We start from the raw sequence: 25,710 nt of genomic DNA on the forward strand, positions 1-25,710 counted from the left end.
CCGATGGACCGCATGTCTGACCACGCGCGCGGGTCGCCCCCTGTCCGCTGCCCCGGCTCTGGTACCGGATTGCTGACCTTGGGTTTTCTTGCCTCGTTGTTTTGGGCGTTCGGATTCCTGGCATTCGGTCTCGCCGCCGCCAAGGCCGCGCCCGGCCCCGTTCCGCTGCCGCCGGTCAAGCCCGCCATGGTCGCCGCCTCCCCGGCCGGCATCAGCCCGCCGAAAGCGCTCGCCCCCACGGATCAAAGCTGCTTCGCCCGGCTCACGGCTCTTGGCGCCGCGTTTCGCCCGCTACCGCCGATCGCCACGGCAAAAGGGTGCCGCATCGATGTGCCGGTTTCCCTGTCCCGCGTCGGCAACACCACCCTCTCACCGCCCGCGACCCTTGCCTGCGAAACCGCCCTGCGCTTCGCCGAGGTCTCGCGCGACATCTTCGCCCCGCTGGTGCAGGACCTGAAGGGCCGGTCCATCGCAACGATCCATGTCGCCGCTTCCTACGCCTGCCGCGGCCGCAACCGTCAGAAGGGCGCCAAACTCAGCGAACATGCCTTTGGACGCGCGATCGACGTGCGCGCGCTGACGCTGGATGACGGCACGAGCTGGGCGGTGGAGCCGCGTTCCCGCCTCAATCCGCGCTGGACCGCGCGCCTGCAACGGCGCTTGCGCGCCAGGGTCTGCGGCCCCTTTACCACCGTCCTCGGACCGGGCTCGGACAAATACCACGACGACCATATTCATATGGATCTGGCGCATCGGCGCAGCACCTACTGCAAATAGCGACGGGTCTGCGCAAGCCGCCCCTTCCCCGGAGCAACGATATTGCCTCGGGCACCGGAAGGAGTAACGTGGCGAACAGGGGGCGACCGTGACGGCGAGGCGATTCAGGTTCGCCATGGCCCGCCTCCTTGCGGCCCGACCGCATGACCGCCATCGACGCCTTCACCGGATCGCCCATGACCTCCCTGATCGATTACCTTTTCGGTGCCGCTTCCTTTGTTCCGCATGGGGTGTGCCTGTTGTGGCGGCCGGACCTGGTCGCCATGCACGCGGTGTCCGATGCGCTGATCGCGCTGGCCTATTTCGCCATTCCGGTCGGCCTGTGGCGTTTCCTCAGGCGGCGGCGGGACCTGGACGAAGGCTCGCGTCGGGTCATCATGCTGTTTTCGCTGTTCATCTTCGCCTGCGGCGTGACCCATACGACCGGGCTGATCACCCTCTGGGTGCCGGCCTATGGCGCGCAGGGCCTCCTCAAGGCCGTCACCGCCGCGATCTCGATCTTCACCATGGTGGTCTTCTGGCGACAGATCCCTGCCTTGCTGGCATTGCCGACCCCGGCGCAACTACGCAAGGCCAACGACCAGTTGGCGAGGATCAACCGCGGGCTGGAGGAAACCATTGCCTACCGGCGCTTCGACCTGACCGTTGCCGCCGACCGGATCAAGGACATTGCCGCCAGTGGCAATGTCACCGCCTTCGCTCAGAACACACGCCTCGACTACACCTGGACCCACCATCCCTCGCCGGAAGGCGGGGCGCTGCCGGAGCACAGGACACCCACCGACCGCGAGCTGTTGCCCGAACCGCTTGCCGCCGCCGCCGATGCGGTCAAGCGCCGGGTTCTGGAAAGCGGGCGCAGCGAGATCGCCCGGCTGGGACCGCATCGGGAGGGGAAGAACGGCGAGCAGCGGGTCTGGAACCTGCGGGTGCGCCCCACCACCGACATGACCGGCGAACCGGACGGCGTTTTTTGCACCTTGCGGGACATGTCCCGCGAGAGTGCGCGGGAGGCCACCCTTGCCGACTGCAACAGCCGGCTGAAACAATTGGAACACCGCTACGACCTGGCACTGGAAAGCGCCCGCATCACCGTCTTCGAGCAGGACACGAACCTGCGCTATCGCTATGTCCACAATACCCAGCGCGGGCACGCGCCCGACGACTATCTCGGCAAGACGGATGCGGAGCTGTTCAGCGAGGCCGATTGTTTCAACATTCTTCCCGTCAAGACCAATGCCTTGCAGACCGGTGAGCGCCAGCGGGTCGAACTCGACATCAACAGCGGCCTTGACCGCCGGACCATCCGCATCACCATCGACCCTTGCCGGGACGCCGACGGCACCATCACCGGCATCATCGGCACCTCCGAGGATCTGACCTCCCGGCGCAAGATGGAGGACCGGCTGCGCCTGACCATGCGCGAGCTGAACCACCTCTCCGAGACCATGCTGGCGACCGTCCGCTCCCTGGCGGAGCAATCCGCCGCCAGCGCCGCAACGCTCGACGCCTTCATGCGCGGGTTTTCCGCCCGGCTCAGGGCTCTGGCCGTCTCCCAGGAACTTCTGGCCTCCCGATCCTGGTATGGAGCGGAGCTTGCCCAGTTGCTGCGCGCCCATCTGGGCGAGATCAGCGATACGGCAAGACGGATGGTGCGGATCGACGGCCCGCCCCTGCATGTCAACACCGACACCGCGCAGGAACTGGGCCTGCTCTTTCATGACCTTCTCGCCCATGCGGTGCAGCACGGAAGCCTTTCCGTGACAACCGGCTCGGTCGATGTGCACTGGGAGCTTCAGGAGACCGCCGTCAGCCTCACCTGGCAGGAACGGAACGGCCCGCAGCCGTCTCAAGGGCAGGAGATGCGGCAGCCCGCGTGCTTCACCGCAGAGCTTTGGCGGCAACGGGTCAAGACCGCCCTTGCCGGCACAATCGACGCGACAGGCACCGCGGACGGCCTGTCCTGCACGATCACCTTCCCCGCGGACCGGCTGGTCGGCGGATAACCCCGCCAGCAGGCGCAGGACAGCCCGCGCCCGCCTATTGCCGGTTGATGCCGGCGGCAAGCCCTATATGCTGCGGCGAACGCCGGCCCACCACCCTTCGCCGATTGTGCTGCGGCCTCATGAACACGCCCCCTCACCGCACGGGTTCCTTGCGCAGATGTCCTCGATCCTCTCCATATCCAACCTGTCCAAGACCTATGACAGCGGCTTCCAGGCCCTGAAGGCGGTCAATCTGGAGATCGAACGCGGCGAGCTGTTCGCCCTGCTCGGCCCCAATGGCGCCGGCAAGACCACCTTGATCAGCATCATCTGCGGCATCGTCACCGCCTCCTCCGGCAAGGTGACGGTCGACGGTCATGACATCGTGCGTGATTTCCGCGCCGCCCGGTCGATGATCGGCCTCGTGCCGCAGGAACTGACCACCGATGCGTTCGAGACCGTCTGGGACACGGTCAATTTCAGCCGTGGCCTGTTCGGCAAGGGCAAGAACCCCGATCTGGTGGAACGGGTCCTCAGGGACCTCAGCCTGTGGGACAAGAAAGACAACCGGCTGATGACGCTCTCCGGCGGCATGAAGCGCCGGGTGCTGATCGCCAAGGCGCTGGCCCATGAACCGCGCCTGTTGTTCCTCGACGAGCCGACCGCCGGGGTCGATGTGGAGCTGCGCCGCGACATGTGGCGTGTGGTCCGGCGGCTGCAGGAAACCGGGGTGACGATCATCCTCACCACCCACTACATCGAGGAAGCGGAGGACCTTGCCGACCGGGTCGGCGTGATCAACAAGGGCGAGATCATCCTGGTGGAGAACAAGGCCGAGCTGATGCACAAGCTGGGCCGCAAGCAACTGACCCTGCACCTGGCCGAGCCGATCACCGCGATCCCCGATGCCCTGGCCGAGCACCAGTTGGAGCTGAACGCCAGCGGCGAGGCCCTCGTCTACACCTATGACACACGGGGCGAACGCACCGGCATCACCGCGCTTTTGCAGGACATCCACGCGGCGGGCATCCGCTTCCGCGATCTCAACACCAAACAGAGTTCGCTCGAAGAGATTTTCGTCGATCTCGTGAAGGCTCCGTCATGAACCTTTATGCCATCAGCGCCATCTACCGCTTCGAGATGGCCCGCACCGGCCGCACCCTGTTCCAGAGCATCATTTCGCCGGTGATCTCCACATCGCTCTATTTCGTCGTCTTCGGCGCGGCCATCGGCTCGCGCATCAGCGAGGTCGACGGGGTCAGCTATGGCGCCTTCATCGTGCCGGGGCTGATCATGCTGTCGCTGCTGACCCAGAGCCTGTCGAACGCCTCCTTCGGCATCTATTTCCCGCGCTTCACCGGCACCATCTACGAGGTGCTGTCGGCGCCGGTCTCCTATCTGGAAATCGTCATCGCCTATGTGGGCGCGGCCGCGACCAAATCGATCATTGTCGGGCTGATCATCCTGGCCACCGCCGGGCTGTTCGTGCCGCTGGAAATCCAGCATCCGCTCTGGATGCTGCTGTTCCTGGTGCTGACCTCGGTCACCTTCGCCCTGTTCGGCTTCATCATCGGCATCTGGGCCGGCAATTTCGAACAGCTGCAACTGGTGCCGCTCCTGATCGTCACCCCGCTCGCCTTCCTGGGCGGCAGTTTCTATTCGATTTCCATGCTGCCCCCGGCGTGGCAGACGGTGACCCTGTTCAATCCGGTGGTCTACCTGATCAGCGGCTTTCGCTGGAGCTTCTATGGCATGGCGGATGTAGGCGTCGGTGTCAGCCTGGCCATGACGCTGCTGTTCCTCGCCATCTGCATCGCCATCGTCGCCTGGATCTTCAAGACCGGCTACCGGCTGAAATCCTGACCCTGACCGGGCGCTCCCGCCGACACGACGGACCGGCGGCGCCCCACCGTCTTCAAACGGCGATCGGCGCGCTGATATGCGGATGCGGATCGTAGCCTTCGAGGGTGAAGTCCTCGAAGCGGAAGGCGAAGAGGTCCGTCACATTCGGATTGAGTGCCATCCTCGGCAGGGGCCGGGGCTCGCGCGCCACTTGCGTGCGCGCCTGATCCAGATGGTTGAGGTAAAGGTGCGCATCGCCCAGGCTATGCACGAAATCGCCGGGCTCATAGCCGGTGACCTGCGCCACCATCATGGTCAGGAGCGCATAGGAGGCGATGTTGAACGGCACGCCGAGGAAGACGTCGGCGGAGCGCTGGTAGAGCTGGCAGGACAGGCGCCCGTCGGCAATGTGAAACTGAAACAGTGCATGACAGGGCGGCAGGGCCATCTCGTCGACCAGAGCCGGGTTCCAGGCCGAGACGATCAGCCGGCGGCTGTCCGGATTGCGGCGGATCTGCTCAAGCAGATTGGCGATCTGGTCGATGCTCTCCCCGCCCGGGGCCGGCCAGGAGCGCCACTGGTAGCCGTAGACCGGGCCGAGATCGCCGTTCTCATCGGCCCAGTCGTCCCAGATCCGCACCCCGTTTTCCTTGAGATAGCGGATGTTGGTATCGCCGGCGAGAAACCACAGAAGCTCGTGAATGATCGACTTCAGATGCAGCTTCTTGGTGGTGACGAGCGGAAATCCCTTCGACAGATCGAACCGCATCTGATGGCCGAACACGGACCGGGTGCCGGTGCCTGTCCGGTCGCTTTTTTCGCTGCCCTCATCGAGGATCCGCTGCATCAGATCGAGATATTGCTGCACGGGATATCGCCACGCCTTGATTGATCGACTCGTTGCGCGATGGTGACCCGCCGGCCCGCATCAGGCAAGCAGCGCAATAGAGCGGCGCGGCGTTTTCAACGATCCGCGCCGCCACCAGCCCGTTTAACCAGACCCGGCCACTTCTCCTCCGACTTGACGATGAAGCCGGGAATATCCTTGCGCCAACGGATCTGCACCGCCCGGTCGTAGTTGAGATAAAGCCGCCCCTCGACGATATCCCAATAGGCCGGATCGCCCTTGGCCAGGTTTCCCTGCGCCACCGCCCAGGCACAGTAGCCGCCATAGGCCGGGGCATAGGCTTGCGGATCGGCCAGGAACCGGTCGCGGTTATCCTCGGTGGCGAAATACCAGTTCGCGCCGCGATAGGAGGTGGCAATCTCCGGCGACCCTCGCCGTGGCCCGCCATCGGTGAAGTAGGAGACCGGATCGTAGCCGCCCACCGCCACCCCATCGATGATGCCGGTGAACACCGGCCCGGTGTCCACCGCGCCGCCAAACCCGAACCAGTCCCGCCCCGCGAACGCCGCCAGACCCGCCAGAAGAACGACCCCGCCGACGCCGATCAAGACCCCGCGCCGTGTCCGCTGCCGCATGATGCTCCCTTTCCACGCCTCGCCCCCTGCACGCGCCGTCACCATAGCGCCGGCGACCGACACCGCCCAATGACGTCAAGTCACAAGGCCGGCACCCCGGGTGATGGAAATTCGTCACGCCGCCCCTTTTCTCCGCCCCGACAAGTCCTTATATTGCGTAGTGCCGGTGCAAGCTGGCTATGACGATAAACGAGTTACGTAATAAGCCTATCGGACCCGGGGGCGGTACCCGGCGCCTCCACCAAAGCCCGTCATGTCATGGCGTGTTGCCAGGGCGGATAGCCCGGAATGGCGGGTTTTGGCGGGGGCGAAATAGGATCGACGAGGGTGTAAAGGTAATTTCTTCGTTCGGCATGGTACCGCCGTTATCGGGCCGAATCAGTAGTTGCAAATGACAACACTGCTATGGACAACGCTGTCGCCGCGTAATGCGGTGCCGGTAGTCCTTTAAGTCCTGTTGGTTAGCCCCTTCAGGCGGGGTCCGGAGGCACCTGGCAACAGAAGCCTCCACTTCTTTCCTCCGGCGTGCCGGACCGGTGAAACCCATGAAAATTCAGGAACTTCACCCAAAATCACACTGAGGTCGCCGGTGCGCCAACCCGGAAGACCGGCAAAGGCGTGATCGAAGCCTTTTCATTTGCCCCATGTCGCGCCATGTTTGGCGAAACACCGACTCAACCCCCGGCAGTTGCGAGCGATGGCCGAAGATCTCATCCGATACGATATCGTCATTCAGGACGCGCTGCGCGGCGCCGTCCGGAAGATCCTCACCGAGGTCGCCCGGATCGGCTTGCCCGGCGAGCACCATTTCTACATTGCCTTCGATACCAATGCCCCGGGCGTGCGGATCTCCTCGCGCCTTCACGAGCGGTACCCGAAGGAAATGACAGTGGTGCTTCAGCATCAGTTCTGGGACCTCAACGTCACCGAGCACGCCTTTGAAGTGGGCCTGTCCTTCGGCGGCATCCCGGAAAAGCTGTTCGTGCCATTCTCCTCGATCAAGGGCTTCTTTGACCCTTCCGTGCAGTTCGCGCTGGAATTCGAGCCCGGCAAGACCGCCGAGGAGCTGCCCGAGGATCTGGTCGATGCGGCCCGCGCCCAGGCCCGTGCCGAGGCGACCCTGACCGAGGTCGAGCAGGCGACAACCACGGAGGCGGAGGCCGATACCGCCGCCGAACCGGCCACGCCAGCCAAGGCCAGCAAGGCCACCAAGTCGGAAAACGCGGCGGACACGGACGACGGCGCGGAAAAAAGCGACACCAGCGGCGCCGATGTGGTCTCGCTCGACGCTTTCCGCAAGAAGACCTGATCAGACGGGTCGGCTAGGAGCGGCGGGATGACAGGTGACATTGTCAATCTTCGGCAGGCTCGCAAGACCCGCAAGCGGGCGGAGAAGACCGCGAAGGCTGCGGAAAACCGCACCCGCTTCGGCCGCACCAGGGCCGAACGCGCCCGCGACGCACTGGAAGAGGGCCGGGCCACCGCCCGGCTCGACGGGCTGCGCCGCGAACGCCCGGACGCACCCGACGAGGCCTGAGGGCACCCCATATGTCCCTCAGCAAACGTTCCCTGACCTTGCATGGCCATCGCACCAGCCTGGCGCTTGAGCCGGAGTTCTGGTCGGCGCTGGAAGACATCGCCGCAAGCGAGCGGATCAGCCTGCCGATGCTGGTGGCGCGGATCGACGATGGCCGCCAGCTCGACCCGGCGACCCTGCCGCCCTCGCTCTCCTCGGCCTTGCGCGTCGCCGCGCTCAATCACTTCCGAAAAAATCGCAGCGACCCGGCACCCTGACCTCACGCGACAGAACCGGTTTCAGCGATCCGGCGTCACGTCGATGAACACCGGTGGCTCCAGTGGCGGCAGCAATTGCGGCGGCTGACCCGTATTCGGATCAGGCCGGGCACTTGCCGCACCGTCGACCGCTTCAAGCGCCCGGCGGATCCGATTACCGAAATCTGGTTGCCGCGGGGTGGTCGGCGCGCGCCCACGATCGGCGGCGATCGGCTTGGGCGGCAGCCGTGGCGCCGCGCCCGCCTCCGGTTGCCGCGCCTCGGGCTTTTCCGTCTCCACCGCAGCGTCGGCGTCTGCTGGCGGCACGGCTTGCTCCGCGTCGCGGTCCGCTGGCTGAGGCACCGCCCTCGCTTTCGCCTCTGCCTCAGCTTTCGCCTCCGCCTCTTCCCGCTCGCGCCGCCGCTTTTCCTCCCGGGCGCGCCGCATCTCGCGCATCAACCGGTCCCGCTCGGTGATTTCCGCCTGCAACTCCTCCACCCGCCGCACCTCCTGTTCGAAGGCGCGCAAGGTCAGGAAGGCGGTGAAGGGGGTGATGTCGATGGTCCGCGACGGCGCGGCCAGATCGCCGGAGAACACCAGCCCGACCTCCGGCTCCGCCCCGGTCACCGCTTCCTCGCCCGCTTCCACCTTGAGCGCGAAGTCGCTTTGCAGGGTCTTCTCCTCCAGATCGACCTGAGCGCTGCCAAAGACACTGGCGCCAGTATCGCCGTCGGCATTGTCGAGGGTGACGTTGCTGACCCGCGCCACGCCGCCGGCCACGGAGAAGCTGGCCTCCAGCGTGTCGAACCTGAGCCGCCCGGTATCGAGATGGCTGGCGAAGGCCTCGCGCACGGTCGCGTCATCCACATCGAGCCCCGCGTCCACCGCCCGGATCACCAGCCCGAAGGCCTCCGGATTGAGCCCCCGGATCTCGCCGGCGCCGACCTTCACCGTGCCGCCCCCCGACAGGCTGGCGACAATCCCGGCAACCGACCGTCCGGTGCCTTCAAGGTCGAGTGCCAGATCGAACCGACCGGTCGCCACCGGACGCCCGCCACGCCGCCAGATCAGATCCTCCAGCGCCGCCCCGTCCAGCCGCAAGGAGGCCGAAAGGCCGGCCTGTCCGCCAGAGCGGGTCAGCCCATAGCTGCCGGTCAACTGGCCACCAGCGAAACCGGCCTCGCTGACATCCAGCGTCAGCGCCTCGTTCTTCAGCGACAGGCGCCCGACCAGCTGTGAGGCCTCCGGTCCAACGCCCAAATCGGCGGCCACTGCGGTGACGTCGACCGCGACATCGACCGCCGGCAGGATCGGCGCGGTGAACGCCGCCTCCGGCCAGGCTCCGCTTGTGGCAGCGGAGAATTGATCCGCGCCAAGCACCAGGTCGCTGAGGCCGGCAAGATCCAGATCCGACAGGTCGAGCCGCCCCCGCACTCTCGGCTCGGCGCTGGAAACACCCCGGCGCAGGTCGAGTTGCAACGCGCCATCGACCCGCACACCAGCCAGCGATCCGCCGATCCCGGTCAGCTCAAAGGTATCGCCCGCGCCCTTCAGGCTCATGGCAAGATCGACCGTCCCGGCGCTGCTCGACAGCGAGGGCAACCGGCCGGTCACCAGCGTCAGCGGCAACAGATCCTCCGCCCGGGCGATCACGTCGGCGCTGTAGCGCGCGGCGCCCGCCCGGGGCAAGACAACACGGCCCACCGCCTCCAGCGAAGCCCCGCCGAGATAGAGCCGAGCATAGCCGTCGAGCCCGTCTTCGGGGATGCCGCCGGCGCCCAATTCCAGCCGTGCCTCGCCGAGGCTGGCAACCGGCAGCACCGTCACCCCGGTCTGGGCGAGCAGCCGGCCACCATCGGCCGCCGTGAACCCGGCCTCGAAATCCGCCTTCGCCTCGTCCCAGCGGTCGATCCGTCCGGTCAGCCCGGCGCTGACATCGACCTCGGTACCGCCCGCATCACCGCGCGCGGTCAATGTCACCCGCGACTGTGCACCGCCACCGCTGCCGCTCGCCTCCCCGGTGAAATCCAGCTCCAGCTTCGCCGGGGAGAACTCCGCCGCCCGGCGGGTGAAGCGGCGCAAGGCGCGCGCCTCGGGGAAGAGGGTTTCGAGGAGGGCGGCCACGCCGGACATCCGCCGCGCGTCCACGGTTGCCTTGATCTGGCCGGAGGGCGCCTGCGACAGAGCCTCCACCGCACCGCTGGCGGTGAGGTTCGCACCGGCAAGATCAGAGACCGTCAATTCGTCAATCGTCAGCCGATCATCCTCATAGGCAGCCCTCAGCGCCACCGCCTTCGCGGTGAAGTCCTGGATCCGGACTTCCTGCGCGAACAGGCGCAGCGCGAACTGCGTTGCCGCACCGCGCAAGCTCTCCAGAATGCCGTCCTCACCGCCCAGGAACACCCGGGCGAGCAGCACCACCTGATCCGTGTTCAGCCGATCTGCATCGAAATCGGCCTCCAGCCTCGCCGCCCCTTTGGCCGTTGCGCCCGTGTCAGCCGCCGTATAGGAGACCGCGCCCCGCAGCGCATCCTCGCCCAGCTCGACCGTCAAATCGGTCAGCGCGAAACCGGCTTCGGAGGCCGAGATCCGGCTTTCCAGCGCAAAGGGATCGACGGCGGCATCGAGCGCCACTCCGTGGCGCCACCAGTCGGCAAAACCATTGGGCTGCGCCACCGCGGCGGCAAAGCTGCCGCGGAAGGCCGGCGCCGGCTGCAATTCCAGATCGCCGCGCAACAGCACCTCGCTTCGGCCCGGCAGCCGGCCCGACAGCTCCCGCAGCCGCCAGCCGCTGGCCAGCCGCTCCGCGTCGATCCGCAGGGTCTGGGCAAGACCGCCGCCAGCGACCAGCGCCGGCACATCGAGCCGCACGCGGCCCGGGATCGAAGGATGCGGCAGGGCGCGCAGGGCGGACAGCAAGAGCTGACCGGCCTCCGGCACCGCCAGCGGCTCCTGCGGCCCGCGCCCGGCCATGCGGTCAAGGTCGACCTGCTTGGCCCGCGCCTGCAAATCGAAGCCATAAGGCGCGGTCAGGGCCACCTCCAGCCGCCCTTCCAGGGTCATCGGCCGCTCTTGCGGGCCGTAGCGCAAGGAGGCTTCGGTCAGGTCCAGCGCGGCGACATCGAGCGTGAAGGTCCCCTCGCTCTTCCAAGCGTGCGTCCGCTCCTCCTCCGGCGTCACCGAGGTCAGGGAATAGCTGCCTTCATAAGCCGGACGCCCCCCATCCTGGCTCAGCCGTCCATCCATGATCAGATCGAGCGGCACGGCAATCGGCGTCAGCCGGGTGCGCAGCCGCACCGCCCCCGTCTCGTCCCGCCGGCCGGTCGCCATCATCACCGTGGCCCGCTCGCCGGCGAACCGGGCGGTGCCATCGATCTTGTAGGGGCCGAGCAGAGAGCGCGCCGCCACCAGAATGTCGATATCATCGACCTGGTGGCTGCGGCCGGAGCGGGCATCGATCACCGTCACACTGCCATCGGTGATGTCCACCTGTTCCAGCATCACCTGATCCGGATCGAGCGAGGACAGCATGCTCTGACGCTCCAACCCGGTAAACCAGTCCAGCCGCCCCTGCTCATCCAGCGACAGCGTGAGCTCCGGCTTGTCCAGATGCATGTCGATGATGCGCAATTCACCCTTGAGGAGCGGCGGCAGCTCGATCCGCACCTCGAAACGCGACACCGCCAACAGCGGATCTTCCGGCGCACCCACCCTGACATCGGAGAAGGTCAGCGTCGGCGTCGGCAACAGGCGCATCTGCGCCTCGCCCATCACCGCCACCTTGTGGCCGAGCATCTGCTCGCCGTAGGTCTCGAAGGTGGTGCGATAGGCGGTCCAGTCGATGAAGAACGGCCCGACCAGCGCCGCCAGCAGCGCCAGGATCAACGCGACACCAATGGTGATGTAGATCGAGTTCAGGATCTCTCTCCAGAATTGACCGTGCCCGCAATTGGCGACCGCCGGTGTCTCACATCGGCACGACCTTGCCCGGGTTGAGGATCCCGTCCGGGTCGAGCGCCGCCTTCACCGCTCGCATGACATCGAGGCCGGCGCCATGCTCGCGCGTCAGGTATTTCATCTTGCCCTGGCCGACGCCATGTTCGCCGGTGCAGGTGCCGCCCATCTCGATCGCCCGCCAGTTGAGCCGCTCGATGAACCCTTCGGCCGCAGCGATTTCCTGCGGATTGTCCACATCCACCAGCACAAGCGTATGAAAGTTGCCGTCGCCCACATGGCCGACCAGCGGGCCGATCAGACCGGCCTCGTTGAGATCGGCCATGGTGGCCTTGATGCAATCGGCCAGCCGGGAAATCGGCACGCAGACATCGGTCGAGACCCCCTTGGCCCCGGGCCGAAGCCCCAGCGCCGCCCAATAGGCGTCGTGACGCGCGCTCCACAGCCGGCTGCGCTCTTCCGCCTTGGTCGCCCAGGTGAACTCGCCGCCGCCATTGTCCCTGGCGATCTCGCCGAACAATTCGCTCTGTTCACGCACCCCGGCCTCCGAGCCGTGAAACTCGACGAACAGGGTCGGCGTTTCGACCAGATCGAGCTTCGAATAGGCGTTGCAGGCGCGGATCTGCAGCGCGTCGAGCAACTCGATCCGCGCCACCGGCAGCCCGCACTGGATGGTGGTGATCACCGTGTTGCAGGCGCTTTCCAGATCCGGGAAGGGGCAAACGCCGCCGGAAACCGCCTCGGGAATGCCATGCAGGCGCAAGGTGACCTCGGTGATGATCCCGAGGGTGCCTTCCGAGCCGACCATCAACCGGGTGAGATCGTAACCGGCGGAGGATTTGCGCGCCCGGCCGCCGGTATGCACCACCGTGCCGTCGGCCATCACCACCGTCAGCGCCAGCACCGCATCCTTCATGGTGCCGTAGCGCACCGCGTTGGTGCCAGAAGCGCGGGTCGCCGCCATGCCGCCGAGGCTGGCATCGGCGCCCGGGTCGATCGGGAAGAACAGGCCGGTGTCGCGCAGGTATTCGTTGAGCTGCTTGCGCGTCACCCCGGCCTCGACCACGCAGTCGAGATCTTCGGCATTGACCTGCAGCACCCGGTTCATCCGTGACATGTCGACCGAGATGCCGCCGGCCGGCGCGTTGACGTGGCCCTCCAGCGACGAGCCGGTGCCGAAGGCGATCACCGGCACCTTGTGCTCGGCGCAGACCTTCACCACCTCGGCCACTTCCTCGGTGCTCTCGGCGAACACCACCCCGTCGGGCGCCTGATTCGGCAGCCAGGTGGTGGTGTGGCCATGCTGCTCGCGCAGCGCCGCAGCCGCTGAGAACCGGTCTCCGAACCGCTGGGCGAGGATCGCCACCGCCAGTTCGATGCCGGTTTCGTTGCGCTCCACCGGCATTTGCAGGGATACGAGGGTCATGAGGCGCTCCTGGAACGAATGTCCGTGCAATCCGGCGCCAGCCAAACGGCAAGGACGTTTGCGTTTGCCGCCGCAGCCGGACTAGGGTTGTATGCACAGTAGCAAAATCCGCCATCGCGGCCAAAGACTTCGGCACATCGGCGCGATTTCCGCCGCACATGCCACCCGTCCCCGTCCCGCCCCTTCCGAACGAGTTCCTTCCATGCCGGACCAGACAGTGCTTCCCGCTCCCTTCGAAAGCTCCATCCAGACCGTGAAGCGGGAGTGGCTCGACTACAACGGCCACCTCAACATGGCCTACTACAACGTGCTGTTCGACACCGCGCTGGACGAGACCTGCACCCTTCTCGGCCTCGGCCCGGACTATGTGGCCAGCCGCAACGCCTCCTATTTCACCGCCGAGGTGCATGTGTGCTACCTGCGCGAGCTGAAGGAAGGCGATCCGGTACGCACCACCGTGCGGATCCTCGGCTTCGACGACAAGCGCGTGCACATCTATCAGGAGCTCCACCACGCGGAGGACGGGTTCTTGTCCGCCACCTCCGAACAGATGGCTCTTCACGTGGACATGGGGGCGCGCAAAGTGTCGCCCTGGCCGGAAGACATCGCTACCCGGCTCGCCGAGGCCCACAAGGCGCATGCGGAGCTTGGCCAACCGGCGCGGTCCGGACGGCGGATCGCCCTGCCATCAGGCTGACAATTCCTGCACATGGGCCATGGACGTTGCCGCCGGCAACCCTCAGCGCGTTGCCAACGCAGCGGTTTCACGGGATGATTCCCCCGTGGCCCGGTAGACCGTCCTTCCACCCTGCCTATCGACATCCTGCTTCCGGCCCAGGCCGAAGCCCGACGTGCACGACACGGACCAGCGACCCATGCGGCAGCTCCTTGCCCAGTTCAAACGTCTTCCGGCCATCGTCAGCCGGTGGATCGAACCCAATTTCCGGCTGTTTCGCACCACCCGGCTGCCGCTGGTCTGGCTGCTGTCGATCATCATCGGCCTTTTGACCGCCGTTGCCGCGATCCTGTTTCGCCTCGGCATCGGCGCGGTGCAGTGGACCTGGCTCGGCACGGCCAGCGAAGCGGTTGCCAGTGCCACCGCGCATATTCCCTGGTGGATGGTGTTGCTGGCGCCGACCGCCGGCGGCCTCGTCGTCGGTCTTTATCTGCAACTGATCCAGCCCAAGCAGCGCGCCGGCGGCGTTGCCGATGTGATCGAGGCCCGGGCGCAAGGCGGGCGCGGCCTCCCGCTCTGGCAGGGCATTTCCTCCGCCTGGCTGACCGTGATGTCGCTCGGCTGCGGCGCCAGTGCCGGCCGTGAAGGCCCGGTGGTTCACCTCGGCGCCACCATCGGCACGGCGATCTGCCAGACCTTCCGCCTGCCCAACGCCGCTCGCCGCATCCTGCTTGCCTGCGGGGTCGCCAGCGCCGTCTCCGCTTCGTTCAACGCACCGATCGCCGGGGTTCTGTTCGCCCATGAGGTGATTCTCGGCCACTACGCGATGACCGCCTTCGTCCCCATCGTCATTTCCTCGGTGATGGGCACGCTGCTGGCGCGCCTGTGGTTCGGCACGGACGTCGCCTTCGTCATCCCCGATTACCAGATCACCTCGCTGCTGGAGGTGCCGGCCTTCGCCCTGCTGGGTCTGACCTGCGCCGCCGTGGCCGTCATCTTCCAGTTCGCACTGATCGGAACGGACTGGATCGCCCGCAACATTTCCATGCCGCTGTGGATCCGGCCGGTGACCGGCGGTCTTGCCGTCGGCGCAATCGCCCTGCTTTTCCCGGAAGTTCTCGGCGTCGGCTACGAGGCGACCGACGCGGCGCTGAAGACCCAGTTGCCGCTGACCACCATGCTGGCGCTTCTGGTCGCCAAGACCGCCGCCACCTCCATCACCCTGGCCTCGCGCTTCGGCGGCGGCATCTTCTCCCCCGCCCTTTATCTTGGCGCCATGTGCGGCGGCGCCTTCGGCCTGATCGCCGCCTCGGTCTTTCCCGAGCTTGCCTCCTCGCACGGGCTCTACGCCATTCTCGGCATGGGCGCGGTCGCCGCCGCCGTGCTCGGCGCGCCCTTCTCCACCACCATGATCGTCTTCGAGCTGACCGGCGGCTATGCCCTGTCGATTGCCCTTTTGATCGCCGTTTCCATCGCCACCGGCCTGACCCAGGCGGTGCACGGCCGTTCCTACTTCCACTGGCAACTGGAAATGCGCGGGGTGATGCTGCAGGAAGGCGCACACAAATGGCTGGTGCGCATCGTCCATGTCTCCGACTTCCTCGAACCGGTCTCGCCGGAGGCGCCCCCGCCCCCGTTCGATCCGGACAGCGGCGCCCCGTCGCTGAAGGCAACCGATACGCTGGAAGCGGCGCTCAAGACCTTCGATGAGAGTGGCACCGCCCGCCTGCCGGTTCTGGATCAGGCCGATCCGACACGGATCATCGGCTACGCCACCCATGTACGCGCCTTGCGCTTCTTCAATTCCGAGCTAATCAACGCGCAAGTCGAGGAGCACCGCTGAGCGGGGCTGTCACAGCCGCGCCTTCCGTGACGAGTGAGCAATTTTGTTCAAGAAACCCGGTCCGGGCCGCGATAAACTCTTCTCATGCACGGCATCACCCAATCCACCGCAACGGACGGCACGGCGCTTGGCGCACGCGACAGGGCCCATTTCTGGCGCGCACCCGGCTTCGACAATCTGGAGTGCCTGGCCGCCACCTTCGTCACCCATGCCTTCACCCCGCACACCCATGAAACCTATGTGGTCGGCGCCATGGAGGCGGGGGTTCAGGCCCATGCCATTCGCGGTACCCGTGCCCACTGCGGGCCGGGCGATCTCTACATGCTCAACCCGGACGTGCTGCATGACGGCGCCCCTTGCGACAGCGGCTACCGCTACCGCATGACCTACCCGAGCGTCGGCCTGCTGCGGGCGATCCAGCAGGATCTCACCGGCCGGACACGCGGCGGCACGCCGACCTTTCGCACCCCCTCCGCCCATGACCCGCTGATGGCCCGCGCGCTGATCGCCGCCCACCAGGCGATGCAGGCGGAAGGCCGGGCGCTGGAGAGCGACGAGCGCATGTACACCGTGCTGGCGCGGTTGCTGATCCGCTATGCCGACCTGCCCGGGCCGGCCACCGGCACCCGCGAGCCGGGACCGATCGGCCGGGTGCGCGACTATCTTGCCGCTCACTATGCGGAGAACGTCGATCTGGAAACGCTGGCGCAGGTGGCGAACCTCAGCCGCGCCCATCTGATCCGCTCGTTCAAGCGCAGTTGCGGCCAGACGCCCCATGCCTTTCTGACCGATCTGCGCGTGCGCGCAGCGCGCCGCGCGCTGGAGGCGGGGGCGCGCCCGCTCGATGTGGCCCTTGCTTGCGGCTTTGCCGACCAGAGCCACCTGACCCGCGCCTTCAAGGCCCGCACCGGCGTGACCCCGGCCGTTTATCGCGGCCAGCGTCCCACGACACACAGCTAACCTCTCGCGTTTGTTTTCCGCCGCCCGGTCCTCAGGCTGGCCATGGCTCTGTTTTCGGATGCTTTCATGACCGTTTCCCCGAAATTTCCCGCCGCACCGGCCGATGAGTTCCGCGATGGCATGATCACCATCGTGCCGATGATCATTGCCGCCCTGCCCATCGGACTGATCTTCGGCGCGCTTTCCGCCCAGAAAGGCCTGTCGCCGCTAGAGGTGTTTTTGATGAGTGCCGGCGTCTTTGCCGGCGGCGCCCAGTTCGTCGCCCTGGAAATCTGGACCCATCCGGCGCCCTGGCTAACGCTGACCGTCTCCGCCCTGCTGGTCAATCTGCGCCATGTGCTGATGAGCGCCTCGCTCGCCCCGAAGGTCGCGCGCGGTTTTCGCCCCTGGCAACGGGCGCTCGGCTTCTTCGTGCTGACGGACGAGATCTGGGCGCTGGCGGAACAGCGCGCGGCAACGCGGGTGCTGACACCGGCCTGGTATGCCGGCATGGTCATCCCGTTCTATCTGAACTGGGTGATCGCCGCGACGGCCGGTGCGATCACCGGCACAGTGCTCGGCGATACCACCCGCTTCGGGCTCGACTTCGCCTTCCCGGCTCTTTTCATCGCGCTGATCATGAGCTTCTGGAAAGGCCCGCGGACCGGGGCCGTGCTGGCCGCCAGCGCCCTGGCCGCGACCGGCACCTACCTCACCCTCGGCGGTGCCTGGTATGTGATCGCCGGCGCGCTGGCTGGCGTGCTGGTCGCCTATGTCACCGCGACGGAGACAGATGAGACGGGAGCGCCAGGCCAATGACCGTCGATCCCTTCACCTTGCTTGCCATTCTCGGCATGGCGGTGGTCACCTACCTGACCCGCATTTCCGGCCTGTTCCTGATGTCGCGGGTCACCCTGCCCCGGCGCCTTGCCACCGCGCTCGACGCGGTGCCCGCCGCCGTGCTGATGGCGGTGATCACCCCAGCGGCATTGGCCACCGGACCGGCGGAAACCCTGGCTGCCGGGGTCGCCGCCATCGCCGCCCTGCGCCTGCCGATGCTTGCCGTGGTGGCGCTTGGGGTCACTGCGGCCGCCCTGTTCCGCGCGATGCTGGGCTGACGCCGAGGCGAAGGCGCGGCGAAGATCCGCCGCGCCGTCAACTCCAAAGGCCTCAAAGCGGTGCGGTCGCCTGCTCCAGCCAGCCGCGCACGTCTTCGGAAACCAGCGGGCCGATCTCCGCCAGCACCCGGTGATGATAGGCATTGAGCCAGTCCCGCTCCGCCGGGCTGAGCAGCTCCAGCACCACCAGCCGCCGGTCGATCGGCGCCAGCGTCAGGGTTTCGAACCCGAGCATCGGCCGGTCGCCGCCGGCGATCTCCCGGGCCGGCGTGACGATCTCCAGATTCTCGATGCGGATGCCATAGCCATCGGTGCGGTAATAGCCCGGCTCGTTGGAGACGATCATCCCCGGCTGCAACGGCACATGGCCGGTCTTGGCGAGACGTTGCGGCCCCTCATGCACGGACAGATAGGAGCCGACCCCGTGGCCGGTGCCATGGTCGAAGTCGAGCCCGGCCTGCCACAGCGGCAACCGCGCCAGCGCGTCGATCTGCGCCCCGCTGGTACCAATGGGGAACCGCGCCGTGGCAATGCCGATATGCCCCTTCAGCACCAGCGTGAAGTGGCGCCGCGCCTCCTCCGCCACATCGCCCACGGCAAGGGTGCGGGTGATGTCGGTGGTGCCATCTTCATACTGGGCACCGGAATCGATCAGGAACAGGCTGTCTTGCGGAATGGTCAGGTTGCTGTGCCGGTCGACCCGGTAGTGACAGATCGCCGCGTTCGGTCCGGCGGCGGAAATCGTATCGAAGGAAATATCCTTCAGCTTGCCGGTGTCGGCCCGGAAGGCCTCAAGCCGCTCCGCCACAGTGATCTCGTCGAGCGGTCCGGCGGCGATGGCCGTATCGAACCAGGCGAGGAACGCGGCAAAGGCCGCTCCGTCGCGCAGATGCGCCTGGCGTGCGCCTTCAAGCTCGGCGGCGTTCTTCACCGCCTTGGCCCGCACCACCGGATCCGGCCCTTCCACGATGCTGCCACCAGCGCCGGTAATTGCCGTCTCAAGCGCCGCGCCGGCCCAGTCCGGGTCGAGCATCACCCGCGCACCGGTCTTGCCAAGTGCGGTAAGAGCGGGCAGCAACTCCGCCGGCTCGTGGATGTCGGCCAGCTTGGACAGGTCGTCGCGCACCGCGTTCGACAGCTTGCGACCGTCAATGAAGATCCGCGCGGTCTCATTGGCGCCGAGCACCGCGAAGGACAGCGGCAGCGGCACATGCGGCACGTCGGCGCCGCGAATGTTGAACAGCCAGGCAATTGCATCCGGCTGGGTCATCACCAGCGCATCGGCCTGGGCGCGGGCCACCTCCCCGGCGATCCGCGCGATCTTCGCCTTGGCCGGCTCGCCGGCGAAGGTCTCCGGATGCAGGGTCACCGCGCCCAGTGGCGGCTCCGGTCGGTCGGTCCAGACCGTATCGACCGGATTGGCGGCAACGGCCACCAGTTCCGCACCGGCCGCCTTGCAGGCCGTCTGCAGGCGGCGCGTGGCGGCGACCGTGTGCAGCATCGGATCGAAGCCCAGCCGCTGGCCGGGCTTCAGAGCGCCTTCCAGCCACTCCGCCGGCGGCGTTTCGATGAGATGCATGGGCGCAAAGACGCTGGTGTCGACCTGCTCGCGCACCTGAATGGTGTAGCGGCCATCGACAAAGATGGCGGCCTCATCCGCCAGCACCACCGCCATGCCGGCCGAGCCGGCGAACCCGGTCAGCCACTCCAGACGGCTGTCCGCCGGCGGGACATATTCGCCCTGATGGGCATCGCCGCGCGGCACGAGGAAACCATCAAGCCCGAGCCGGGCCAGTTCTTGCCGCAATGCCGCGCAACGCGCGGAACCGACGGACGGGTCGACTGTGCTGTCGAAGGACTGAAACATGCGCCGAACGCTAGCGGCAAACCCGGTTCGGGAAAAGCCGTTTTGTCGCTTTCAGGCGGAAGCTTGCGCAAATTACGGCATGAATATGTTGCATTGCAAAACGATGAATTCGCACATGCAGCAATCGCAGCACTGCCATGCGCTTATTGCGCTTTTCCGCATGGCTCGATGTGCCCATATTCCGCTTCAACAGGTTGAGGGAAGACAGACTTTCCTTCGAACCCAAGCACCGGAGTAAAGACCATGGCCATTGCCACCACCACCTCTACCGCCATTGCCGGCGCCTCGCGCAGCTCCTCCAAGAGCTTCGTCCGCAAGGCATTCGACTCGATGGTTTCCGCCCGTGAGCGTCAGGCTCGCCGCTACGTCAACGGCTACCTTCTCTCGCTCGACGATGCGACCCTTGCCGCCTACGGCTACGATCGCAACGAGCTTGAGCGTCAGGGCGCGCTGACCAGCATTTTCTGATTGAACGGCCGATCCCCGGATCGGCTTTCAGGAATGCACCAAAAGCCAGGGCCGAGCCCTGGCTTTTTGCGTATCTGGACCTGAGAACTTTCCGATGGAGCGGCCGACAGCGCCCCGGCTTCAGGGCTCGCGCCGCCCCCGCACCAGCGTCAGCGTCAACCAGCCGTCGCGCTCCTGCCGGCGGGCAAGATGGAACCCTTGCGTGCCATAGGCAAACAGGATGCGCGGCCCGTCCTCGACCCGAAGGCCGGAGAGGATCAGCGTCGCCTTGCGTGTCATCCGCCGCGACAGCCCGGCCGCCATCTGCATCAACGGCCGCGCCAGAATATTGGCGACCACCAGATCGAACCGCCCCTGCTCGGCGAAAACACCGCGATCGACGCCCGCTGCCGTGACCATGCGCAGCAAGGGGCCCGCCTGGTTGTGGCGCGCGTTCTCTCGCGCGGTCGTCACCGCCACCGGGTCGATGTCGCTGGCCATCACCTGCTGCCGGGTCATCCGCGCCATGGCGATGGCCAGAACGCCGGTGCCGGTGCCCAGATCGAGCATCCGCGAATAGCGCCGCCGCGACAACAGCCGGTCCAGCTCGATCAGGCAGCCGGCGGTGGTGCCGTGATGACCGGTGCCGAAGGCCAGCGCCGCCTCGATCTCCAGCGGCACCCCGTTGAAGGGCCGCCGCTCACGGTCATGCGCGCCATGGACAAAGAACCGGCCGGCCTTGACCGGTGACAGGCCTTCCAGGCTCTTGGCCACCCAGTTGGTGTCCTCCAGCTCCACCGCTTCCACCGGCGCGGCGAAGGCATCGGCGCCGAGCCGGTCGCGCACCAGCGCCGCCGCCTCGTCCGGCGTCATGTCGAACAAAAGGATCTCCGCCGTCCACTCTACGCCATCCGCGCTCGATTCGAACACGGTCACCGGATTGCCCTCGTCCTCGAAGTCGAGCGCGAGCAGCTCGGCGATGCGCTTGGCCTCGATTTCCTCGGCAACGATACGGACGCGAATGGTGGACATGAAGGCTCCGGACTTTTTGAAACGCGGGCTCGCCTATAGCGCCTCTGGCGCCCGCGCGCCAGCCACCGGCCTGAGTTATTGCGGCACGGCACCATTGCGCGCAGCGCGGGGCGGCTCCTCCGGCGGCACCATGTTCAGCACCGTATCGCCCGGCTTCGGCGTCCGCGCCTCCTCGAACGGGCCGACCAAGAGCCGTCCACCGCCGGTCACCACCAGCACCGTGAACGCGCCTTCCGCGCGTGCGGCCTTCATCGCCGCGAAGTCAAACTCCTCGCGCAGCGCCGTGGCGCTGATCCGCCAGCCCTGGGCAATCTTCGTCTCCAGCGCCCAGAGCCCGCCCGCATCGGGCAGGAACGGCCGGCCACCGAGCGTCACCATCAGTTGCTGGTGCGCCGCCTCATCGTCCGACCGACCGATCTGCAACACCTGCGAACGGCCGATTTCAGGGCCGAAGTTGGTGCAGACCAGTGCGTTGTAGTCGTCATTGTCTGAAGCCGCGAGCAAGTGGCTGTAAGACCCCAGCGACAGGGTATGCTCGGCCACTTCCGACAGCACCTCACCGTAGTGGGTCGCCACCCCCGCCTGACGGGCGGAGCGCAGCCGGCCCCAGTTGCGGTCAGCGACCAGCACCGGCACCTCAAGGCTCTTCAGCTTTTCCGCCAGAGCCACCGTGAAGCGGTTGGCGCCGACGATGAAGAGCCCACCGGCACCGCCGGAGGAGAGGCCGAGACGGCGCGCCAGCGGACCGATCGAAAAGCCGTGCGCGACCACGGTCACCACCACCACCGCAAAGGCCAGCGGCACCAACCGCTCGCCATCGGCGATGCCGCGCGCTGCCAAGAGCCCGGCGAACAGGCCGGAGACGGCGACCGCCACCACGCCGCGCGGCGCGATCCAGCCAACCAGCAGCCGCTCATTGACGCTGAGCCCGGTGCCAAGCGTCGACAGCCACACCGAGGCCGGACGCACGACCAGCAGCAACACCGCGACAAAGGCCAGGGTGCGCGGCTCCAGCGCCGACACCAGTTCCTCAGGTTTCAGCGAAGCGGTGAGCACGATGAACACCGCCGAGACCAGGAGGATCGTCATGATCTCCTTGAAGCGCTTCACCTCGCCAAGCGAGGCGATCCGCGAATTGCCGAGCGCCAGACCGAATACGGTGACGGTCAGCAAGCCGCTTTCCTCCAGCACCACATTGGAGCCGGCATAGGCGGCCAGCACGCTGGCGAGGATCAGCGGGGTTTTCAGGAACTCCGGCACATGGCCGCGCACGAAGGCCCAGACCAGCGCCCGGCCGAGCAGCCAGCCGCCGCCGGCGCCAAGCGCCAAGGCAAACACGATGCGCAGCACCAAGGTATCCACATGGTGCTGGCCGGAGAGGACCAGAAACGTCTCATAGACAAAGACGGCAATCAGCGCGCCGAGCGGATCGGCAAGGATCGCCTCCCAGCGCAGCAGCGAGGCCGGACGTTTCGCCAGTTGCGCCTGGCGCAGCAGGGGGATGATCACGGTCGGACCGGTCACCACCAGGATGCCACCAAACACCAATGCCGGCCACAGGCTCAGCCCGGCGACGTAGTAGGCGTTGAGCGCACCAAGGACAAAGGCAGTCGGGGCGCCAAGCACCACCAGCCGCCGCACAGCCTTGGAGGTTTCCGAGATCTGGTGAAAATTGAGGGTCAGTCCGCCTTCGAACAGGATGATCGCCACCGCGATGGCCACCACCGGCTTGACCAGCGTGTCAAATTCAGCGGTCGGCTCGATGATGCCACTGATCGGTCCGACGACAGCGCCGGCGACCAGCAGAAGCACGATCGCCGGAAGCTGAAACCGCCAGGCGAGCCACTGGGCGGCCACGCCTGCCATTGCCACCACGGCAACGCCGATCACCACTGGATCCATGAAGGACGGTCCCCATACCCTGCTGTTTCGCGCAAGGCGCGTTCTCGCGCCCGTCCTTCACTTGGCACAGATGGGAAGCGGGTGCCAATGGGGTTTTGCCGGCGAAGCCGCCGTCAGTGCCGTTCGACGAAACTATCGAGCACCTTCTTGCGTCCCGCCTTCTCGAACTGGATGGTCAGCTTGTTGCCCTCGATCCCGGTGATCGCGCCATAGCCGAACTTCAGGTGGAAGACCCGCTCGCCGATATTGAAGGCCGAAGGTTCATCCGCCACCGACTTGGCGACAAGCTCGCCCTCAATGGTGCGCGGACCGCCTGTCTTCCGGCGCTCGTCGCTGCCCATCCGGCCGGCGAAGCCGCCGCCCGAACCACCTGCCGCCCCGCTGCCGGCGGCGCGCTGCGCCCGCTTCCAGCCCGGAGTGGAATAGCTCGACTGGAACGGATCGCTGGTGTCGAACCGGCTGGCACCATAGCCGCTCCCACCGTAGCCACCATAGCTGCGCGAGGGCTCCTGCACCTCCACATGATCGGCCGGCAGCTCATCCAAAAAGCGCGAAGGGATCGTCGATTGCCACATGCCGTGGATACGCCGGTTGGAGGCGAACCAAATCTTGGCGCGGCGGCGCGCGCGGGTGATGCCCACATAGGCAAGCCGGCGCTCCTCCTCCAGCCCCGCCCGGCCGCTTTCATCCACCGCCCGCTGGTGCGGAAACAGCCCCTCTTCCCAGCCGGGCAGGAACACGGTGTCAAACTCCAGCCCCTTGGCCGAATGCAGGGTCATCAGCGAGATCTTCTCGCCCTCCGCCTGCCCGTCCCGGTCCATCACCAGCGAGACATGCTCCAGGAATCCGGTCATGGATTCGAACTCATCCATGGAGCGGATCAGCTCCTTCAGGTTGTCGAGCCGGCCCGGCGCCTCGGCGGAACGGTCCGCGCGCCACATTTCCGTGTAGCCGCTTTCATCAAGGACGATTTCCGCCAAATCCGTGTGGGACATGCCACTGGCGAGCTGGTCGCGCCAGCGGTCGAAATCCGCCAGAAGGTTGCGCAAGGTGTTGCGCGCCTTCGGCCGCAGCTCCTCGGTGTGGCACAAGTCCTGCGCCGCCTGCATCAGCGGAATGCGGTTGGCCCGCGCATAGGCATGCACCAGCTTCAGGCTGGCATCGCCAAGCCCGCGCTTCGGCGTATTGACGATCCGCTCGAAGGCCAGATCGTCGGCCGGCTGCACCACGCAGCGGAAATAGGCCATCGCATCACGGATCTCCATGCGCTCGTAAAAGCGCGGACCGCCGATGACCCGGTAGTTGACTCCAAGGGTGACGAACCGGTCCTCGAACTCGCGCATCTGGAACGAGGCGCGCACCAGGATCGCCATGCTTTCAAGGCTGTGGCCCTTGGCCTGCAGCGCTTCGACCTCATCGCCGATCGCCCGCGCCTCTTCTTCCGAGTCCCAGACCGCGGCCACGGTGACCGGCATGTCCTCTTCCGCCTCATCGACCACATCGGTGAAAAGGGTCTTGCCGAGCCGCCCTTCGTTATGGGCGATCAGATGGGAGGCGGCGGCGAGGATATGCCGGGTGGAGCGGTAGTTGCGCTCCAGCCGGATCACCCGCGCGCCGGGGAAGTCATGCTCGAACCGCAGGATGTTGTCGACTTCCGCCCCGCGCCAGCCATAGATCGACTGGTCGTCGTCGCCGACGCAGCAGATGTTGGTGTTGCCCTGGGCGAGAAGCCGCAGGAACAGGTACTGGGCGATGTTGGTGTCCTGATACTCATCCACCAGCATGTAGGCGAACCGGCGCTGATACTCCTTCAGGATATCCCCGTGCTGCTTGAACAGGGTGATCACATGCAGCAACAGATCGCCGAAATCGGCGGCGTTCAGGATCGACAGGCGCTCCTGGTATTGCTCGTAAAGGCTCCGCCCCCGGCCATTGGCGAAGGCGCGCGCCTCGCCCTCAGGCACCTGATCGGGGGTGAGGCCCCGGTTCTTCCAGCCATCGAGCAGGCTGGCAAAGGCCCGCGCGGTCCAGCGCTTGTCGTCGAGCCCCTCCGCCTGGATGATCTGCTTGATCAGCCGGATCTGATCGTCGGTGTCGAGGATCGAGAAGCCCGACTTCAGCCCGACCAGCTCCGCGTGCCGGCGCAGGATCTTGACGCAGATCGAGTGGAAGGTGCCGAGCCAGGGCATCCCCTCCGCCCCCTCGCCGATCAACTGGCCGACCCGCTCCTTCATCTCCCGCGCCGCCTTGTTGGTGAAGGTCACCGCCAGGATCTGGCTGGGATAGGCGCGCCCGGATGCGAGAATATGGCCGATGCGGGTGGTCAGAACCCGGGTCTTGCCGGTGCCCGCCCCGGCCAGCACCAGCACCGGTCCGTCAAGGCTTTCCACCGCCAGCCGCTGTTCCGGATTGAGCCCGTTAAGATAGGGGGCCGGCGCCGCCGCCGGGCGCATCGCAGCCTGAGCGCGCGCGGCAATGCCGCTGCCGCCGCCACGGGCCGGCACGGCAGCCGCCCCCATCCGGGTATCCGCATCAGCACGGGTCGGGAACGGCGGGTGATCGCCGGAAGAATGGGGCATTGCCTGTCGGATCTCGATTGCTCGGCGTTTCGGGCGCGAATCTGTTCGCTCTTTGGTCCAATATAGCAACT

The 25,710-nt window shown here is 66.5% G+C and carries 21 protein-coding genes and 1 other RNA gene; 14 read left to right on the forward strand and 8 right to left on the reverse strand.

Annotated elements, in window-relative coordinates; genetic code table 11:
* Positions 1–3: 3 nt before the first annotated feature.
* From IEV83_RS05745 to IEV83_RS05760, 4 genes are all read left to right on the forward strand, one after another.
* Positions 4–777, forward strand: coding sequence for an extensin-like domain-containing protein (locus IEV83_RS05745; protein WP_181759267.1), 774 nt, complete (start codon positions 4–6; stop codon positions 775–777).
* Between the two features lie 143 nt (positions 778–920).
* Positions 921–2,780 carry a sensor histidine kinase gene (locus tag IEV83_RS05750; protein ID WP_181759268.1) on the forward strand — a complete coding sequence of 620 codons (1,860 nt, stop codon included), beginning with the start codon at positions 921–923 and terminating at the stop codon, positions 2,778–2,780.
* Positions 2,781–2,937: 157 nt separating this feature from the next.
* Entirely contained in the window at positions 2,938–3,864 is a 927-nt protein-coding gene (locus IEV83_RS05755; protein ID WP_181759269.1) for an ABC transporter ATP-binding protein, read from the forward strand.
* Positions 3,861–4,622 carry an ABC transporter permease gene (locus IEV83_RS05760; protein ID WP_181759270.1) on the forward strand — a complete coding sequence of 254 codons (762 nt, stop codon included), beginning with the start codon at positions 3,861–3,863 and terminating at the stop codon, positions 4,620–4,622. The genes IEV83_RS05755 and IEV83_RS05760 overlap by 4 nt, the downstream gene beginning before the upstream one ends.
* A gap of 52 nt (positions 4,623–4,674) precedes the next feature.
* Here IEV83_RS05760 and IEV83_RS05765 read toward each other — a convergent pair whose 3' ends face one another.
* Together IEV83_RS05765 and IEV83_RS05770 are read right to left on the reverse strand one after the other, a co-directional pair.
* Positions 4,675–5,469, reverse strand: a complete 795-nt coding sequence (locus IEV83_RS05765; protein ID WP_181759271.1) for a thymidylate synthase — start codon at positions 5,467–5,469, stop codon at positions 4,675–4,677.
* A 95-nt stretch (positions 5,470–5,564) separates the two neighbouring features.
* On the reverse strand, positions 5,565–6,083 hold the full coding sequence (locus IEV83_RS05770) for a YHS domain-containing (seleno)protein (RefSeq protein WP_181759272.1): 519 nt from the start codon (positions 6,081–6,083) through the stop codon (positions 5,565–5,567).
* Between the two features lie 122 nt (positions 6,084–6,205).
* On the opposite strand from IEV83_RS05770, the gene ssrA reads away from it, so the two are divergent.
* The 4 genes from ssrA to IEV83_RS05790 all read left to right on the forward strand — a co-directional run bounded on the left by ssrA (position 6,206) and on the right by IEV83_RS05790 (position 7,877).
* Positions 6,206–6,595: a transfer-messenger RNA gene (ssrA, locus tag IEV83_RS05775) on the forward strand.
* Positions 6,596–6,780: 185 nt separating this feature from the next.
* Positions 6,781–7,392 carry an SspB family protein gene (locus tag IEV83_RS05780; protein ID WP_181759273.1) on the forward strand — a complete coding sequence of 204 codons (612 nt, stop codon included), beginning with the start codon at positions 6,781–6,783 and terminating at the stop codon, positions 7,390–7,392.
* Between the two features lie 27 nt (positions 7,393–7,419).
* Positions 7,420–7,620, forward strand: a complete 201-nt coding sequence (locus IEV83_RS05785) for a DUF4169 family protein (protein WP_181759274.1) — start codon at positions 7,420–7,422, stop codon at positions 7,618–7,620.
* Positions 7,621–7,631: 11 nt separating this feature from the next.
* Positions 7,632–7,877, forward strand: a complete 246-nt coding sequence (locus IEV83_RS05790) for a ribbon-helix-helix domain-containing protein (RefSeq protein WP_181759275.1) — start codon at positions 7,632–7,634, stop codon at positions 7,875–7,877.
* A 21-nt stretch (positions 7,878–7,898) separates the two neighbouring features.
* Here the strand turns inward: IEV83_RS05790 and IEV83_RS05795 are convergent, their stop codons facing one another.
* Together IEV83_RS05795 and IEV83_RS05800 are read right to left on the reverse strand one after the other, a co-directional pair.
* Positions 7,899–11,777: an AsmA family protein gene (locus tag IEV83_RS05795; RefSeq protein ID WP_308683728.1), complete on the reverse strand. Its 3,879-nt coding sequence runs from the start codon at positions 11,775–11,777 to the stop codon at positions 7,899–7,901.
* A 46-nt stretch (positions 11,778–11,823) separates the two neighbouring features.
* The gene (locus IEV83_RS05800; protein ID WP_181759277.1) at positions 11,824–13,236 is read right to left on the reverse strand and encodes an FAD-binding oxidoreductase; all 1,413 of its coding nucleotides are present in this window, start codon (positions 13,234–13,236) and stop codon (positions 11,824–11,826) included.
* 202 nt (positions 13,237–13,438) lie between these two features.
* Here IEV83_RS05800 and IEV83_RS05805 point away from each other — a divergent pair, with 202 nt between their 5' ends.
* The 5 genes from IEV83_RS05805 to IEV83_RS05825 all read left to right on the forward strand — a co-directional run bounded on the left by IEV83_RS05805 (position 13,439) and on the right by IEV83_RS05825 (position 17,812).
* The gene (locus tag IEV83_RS05805; protein WP_181759278.1) at positions 13,439–13,933 is read left to right on the forward strand and encodes a thioesterase family protein; all 495 of its coding nucleotides are present in this window, start codon (positions 13,439–13,441) and stop codon (positions 13,931–13,933) included.
* A 178-nt stretch (positions 13,934–14,111) separates the two neighbouring features.
* Positions 14,112–15,755 carry a chloride channel protein gene (locus IEV83_RS05810; RefSeq protein WP_181759279.1) on the forward strand — a complete coding sequence of 548 codons (1,644 nt, stop codon included), beginning with the start codon at positions 14,112–14,114 and terminating at the stop codon, positions 15,753–15,755.
* A gap of 84 nt (positions 15,756–15,839) precedes the next feature.
* Positions 15,840–16,715 (forward strand): AraC family transcriptional regulator, encoded by an 876-nt coding sequence (locus IEV83_RS05815; RefSeq protein WP_181759280.1) that lies wholly within the window; start codon positions 15,840–15,842, stop codon positions 16,713–16,715.
* Positions 16,716–16,781: 66 nt separating this feature from the next.
* Positions 16,782–17,513 (forward strand): AzlC family ABC transporter permease, encoded by a 732-nt coding sequence (locus IEV83_RS05820; RefSeq protein WP_181759281.1) that lies wholly within the window; start codon positions 16,782–16,784, stop codon positions 17,511–17,513.
* A complete protein-coding gene (locus IEV83_RS05825) occupies positions 17,510–17,812 on the forward strand; it encodes an AzlD family protein (protein WP_181759282.1) in 303 nt (100 codons plus the stop codon). Before IEV83_RS05820 ends, IEV83_RS05825 begins: the two co-directional genes overlap by 4 nt.
* A gap of 52 nt (positions 17,813–17,864) precedes the next feature.
* On the opposite strand, the gene IEV83_RS05830 is transcribed toward IEV83_RS05825, so the two are convergent.
* Positions 17,865–19,679 (reverse strand): aminopeptidase P family protein, encoded by a 1,815-nt coding sequence (locus tag IEV83_RS05830; RefSeq protein WP_181759283.1) that lies wholly within the window; start codon positions 19,677–19,679, stop codon positions 17,865–17,867.
* Between the two features lie 243 nt (positions 19,680–19,922).
* Here IEV83_RS05830 and IEV83_RS05835 point away from each other — a divergent pair, with 243 nt between their 5' ends.
* Complete coding sequence (locus IEV83_RS05835; protein ID WP_181759284.1) at positions 19,923–20,147, forward strand: hypothetical protein; 225 nt, start codon at positions 19,923–19,925, stop codon at positions 20,145–20,147.
* 120 nt (positions 20,148–20,267) lie between these two features.
* Here IEV83_RS05835 and IEV83_RS05840 read toward each other — a convergent pair whose 3' ends face one another.
* The 3 genes from IEV83_RS05840 to IEV83_RS05850 all read right to left on the reverse strand — a co-directional run bounded on the left by IEV83_RS05840 (position 20,268) and on the right by IEV83_RS05850 (position 25,639).
* Positions 20,268–21,158 (reverse strand): 50S ribosomal protein L11 methyltransferase, encoded by an 891-nt coding sequence (locus tag IEV83_RS05840; protein WP_181759285.1) that lies wholly within the window; start codon positions 21,156–21,158, stop codon positions 20,268–20,270.
* A gap of 75 nt (positions 21,159–21,233) precedes the next feature.
* Positions 21,234–23,060, reverse strand: a complete 1,827-nt coding sequence (locus tag IEV83_RS05845) for a cation:proton antiporter (protein WP_181759286.1) — start codon at positions 23,058–23,060, stop codon at positions 21,234–21,236.
* Between the two features lie 113 nt (positions 23,061–23,173).
* Entirely contained in the window at positions 23,174–25,639 is a 2,466-nt protein-coding gene (locus IEV83_RS05850; RefSeq protein ID WP_181759287.1) for an ATP-dependent helicase, read from the reverse strand.
* Positions 25,640–25,710: the final 71 nt, after the last annotated feature.

Origin of the sequence: Stappia taiwanensis (assembly GCF_014635285.1) — a bacterium.
Lineage (GTDB): Bacteria > Pseudomonadota > Alphaproteobacteria > Rhizobiales > Stappiaceae > Stappia > Stappia taiwanensis.

Excerpts from the sequence above, each read along its gene's own strand:
- IEV83_RS05785 (WP_181759274.1), top strand. The coding sequence starts at position 7,420 with ATGACAGGTGACATTGTCAATCTTCGGCAGGCTCGCAAGACCCGCAAG.
- IEV83_RS05770 (WP_181759272.1), bottom strand. The coding sequence starts at position 6,083 with ATGCGGCAGCGGACACGGCGCGGGGTCTTGATCGGCGTCGGCGGGGTC.
- IEV83_RS05825 (WP_181759282.1), top strand. The coding sequence starts at position 17,510 with ATGACCGTCGATCCCTTCACCTTGCTTGCCATTCTCGGCATGGCGGTG.
- IEV83_RS05755 (WP_181759269.1), top strand. The coding sequence starts at position 2,938 with ATGTCCTCGATCCTCTCCATATCCAACCTGTCCAAGACCTATGACAGC.
- IEV83_RS05810 (WP_181759279.1), top strand. The coding sequence starts at position 14,112 with ATGCGGCAGCTCCTTGCCCAGTTCAAACGTCTTCCGGCCATCGTCAGC.
- IEV83_RS05835 (WP_181759284.1), top strand. The coding sequence starts at position 19,923 with ATGGCCATTGCCACCACCACCTCTACCGCCATTGCCGGCGCCTCGCGC.
- IEV83_RS05815 (WP_181759280.1), top strand. The coding sequence starts at position 15,840 with ATGCACGGCATCACCCAATCCACCGCAACGGACGGCACGGCGCTTGGC.
- IEV83_RS05830 (WP_181759283.1), bottom strand. The coding sequence starts at position 19,679 with ATGTTTCAGTCCTTCGACAGCACAGTCGACCCGTCCGTCGGTTCCGCG.
- IEV83_RS05780 (WP_181759273.1), top strand. The coding sequence starts at position 6,781 with ATGGCCGAAGATCTCATCCGATACGATATCGTCATTCAGGACGCGCTG.
- IEV83_RS05850 (WP_181759287.1), bottom strand. The coding sequence starts at position 25,639 with ATGCCCCATTCTTCCGGCGATCACCCGCCGTTCCCGACCCGTGCTGAT.
- IEV83_RS05845 (WP_181759286.1), bottom strand. The coding sequence starts at position 23,060 with ATGGATCCAGTGGTGATCGGCGTTGCCGTGGTGGCAATGGCAGGCGTG.
- IEV83_RS05790 (WP_181759275.1), top strand. The coding sequence starts at position 7,632 with ATGTCCCTCAGCAAACGTTCCCTGACCTTGCATGGCCATCGCACCAGC.
- IEV83_RS05750 (WP_181759268.1), top strand. The coding sequence starts at position 921 with ATGACCGCCATCGACGCCTTCACCGGATCGCCCATGACCTCCCTGATC.
- IEV83_RS05820 (WP_181759281.1), top strand. The coding sequence starts at position 16,782 with ATGACCGTTTCCCCGAAATTTCCCGCCGCACCGGCCGATGAGTTCCGC.
- IEV83_RS05745 (WP_181759267.1), top strand. The coding sequence starts at position 4 with ATGGACCGCATGTCTGACCACGCGCGCGGGTCGCCCCCTGTCCGCTGC.
- IEV83_RS05805 (WP_181759278.1), top strand. The coding sequence starts at position 13,439 with ATGCCGGACCAGACAGTGCTTCCCGCTCCCTTCGAAAGCTCCATCCAG.
- IEV83_RS05760 (WP_181759270.1), top strand. The coding sequence starts at position 3,861 with ATGAACCTTTATGCCATCAGCGCCATCTACCGCTTCGAGATGGCCCGC.
- IEV83_RS05840 (WP_181759285.1), bottom strand. The coding sequence starts at position 21,158 with ATGTCCACCATTCGCGTCCGTATCGTTGCCGAGGAAATCGAGGCCAAG.
- IEV83_RS05800 (WP_181759277.1), bottom strand. The coding sequence starts at position 13,236 with ATGACCCTCGTATCCCTGCAAATGCCGGTGGAGCGCAACGAAACCGGC.